Below are 1,543 nucleotides of genomic sequence, written 5' to 3' on the forward strand. Positions count from 1 at the left end.
GCCGATAAGCTATCGACTCCGTGCCGCCTAGGAAAGACAAGCAAATATTTACTTTAACTTTTGGGGTACACCTCAAAGACACGTGATTGATCATCCTCTTTATCCTGAATGCAACAAAAAGAGATCCAGTTAGAAGCTGACGTTTATCAGTTTTCTAACTGGATCTCTCACGTTGTTTGGCTCAGTTTATAGAACTTACGACCAGTCCGCGTTATCTTGGCAGATGTTTATCAATAAATTCCTTAATAGGCAGCCTGAAGTCTAAGTAATACTTTTCAATATCTTCTCTTGACCAATCCCACCAAGCAATCTTTTGCAAATCAGCTTTGATTTCATCTGGGAAACGGTCCTTGATGGGTTTGGCTGGGATGCCACCGACAATCGTATAGGGGGCAACGTCTTTTGTGACGACAGCGCCGGAACCGATAACGGCACCATTGCCAACCGTCACGCCAGCTTGGATAATCACGCCATGTCCAATCCAGACGTCATTGCCAATGGTGGTTCGAATCGTCTTTCGATGTTCGAGAAATTCGGTGTCGGGATGACCAAAGCCATACGCGCCGCCATTATAGAACGAAATGTGCTGAGCAGCTCGGTCGTAAGGGTGGTTGGTAGGTCCGATGCGAATCATTGCCGCCATACTAATGAACTTTTTCAAATCACTATTTTGGATGAAACAATATTGACCAGTATAGGTATAGTCGCCAATAGTACTATTATCGATTAAATTGCTGGCGCCAATCTCCACCCAGTCACCAAAAGTTGTATTCTTAGTTTGGGTGTCTTTGCCGATTGTCGGCTTGTCTTTTGATAGTTTGACAAAATCAATATGCATAATCAGGACCTCTTTCTCAAGATGTTTTTCTATTTATCCATTATAATATGTTTAACAATAATAAAGTTAAAAGGAGCTCAAAAAATGTTTGAAGTTAAAACGATCGACCGATTTGATTTAACCGATTTTGCCGGGGATATTTTTAAGGAATCCAATACCGACACGCCGGATGCAATTTTAGTCAGAAGTTCTCACGTCAATAATGAATTGATTTCTAAGCGGTTATTAGTGATTGCCCGTGCTGGAACCGGCGTTAATACGATTAACTTGAACGCCTGTACGGCCAATGGGACCGCTGTTTTCAACACCCCTGGGGTGAATGCCAATGCGGTTAAAGAATTAATCATTCAAAACTTATTCCGTTGTGTGCGGCCGCTTGATGGTGCCGTTGAGATGATGGAAAATTTAAAGGCCGCTGAAGGAGAAACTTTGCAGGAAGCCGCTGAAGCCAAACGGGGAGATTTTGTCGGCGAGGAGCTCTATGGTAAAACAATTGGCATTTTAGGGTTGGGAACAATCGGCCAACGACTGGCAGATTCCTGTTATCACATGGGCATGCAAGTGATTGGGTTCAATCGCAGCCGCAAAAATCTGCGCCACGTTCAACAATTTGAAACGATTGATGAAGTTTTGGTAGCGTCAAGAATCTTGTGTAAATGAAATGCCTTCGTACATATAATATGTATCTAACTTAAATAAATGATG

The 1,543-nt window shown here is 42.6% G+C and carries 2 protein-coding genes; one reads left to right on the forward strand and one right to left on the reverse strand.

Translation table 11 applies throughout. The annotated features are described in order from the left end of the window. Positions 1–211: 211 nt before the first annotated feature. On the reverse strand, positions 212–838 hold the full coding sequence (locus tag QUF07_RS13920; protein ID WP_217162612.1) for an LbetaH domain-containing protein: 627 nt from the start codon (positions 836–838) through the stop codon (positions 212–214). Between the two features lie 84 nt (positions 839–922). On the opposite strand from QUF07_RS13920, the gene QUF07_RS13925 reads away from it, so the two are divergent. After that, entirely contained in the window at positions 923–1,498 is a 576-nt protein-coding gene (locus QUF07_RS13925) for an NAD(P)-dependent oxidoreductase (protein WP_289428190.1), read from the forward strand. Positions 1,499–1,543 lie beyond the last annotated feature (45 nt).

Source organism: Lentilactobacillus sp. TOM.63, from assembly GCF_030361045.1.
In the GTDB taxonomy this organism is placed as follows: Bacteria; Bacillota; Bacilli; order Lactobacillales; family Lactobacillaceae; genus Lentilactobacillus; species Lentilactobacillus dabitei.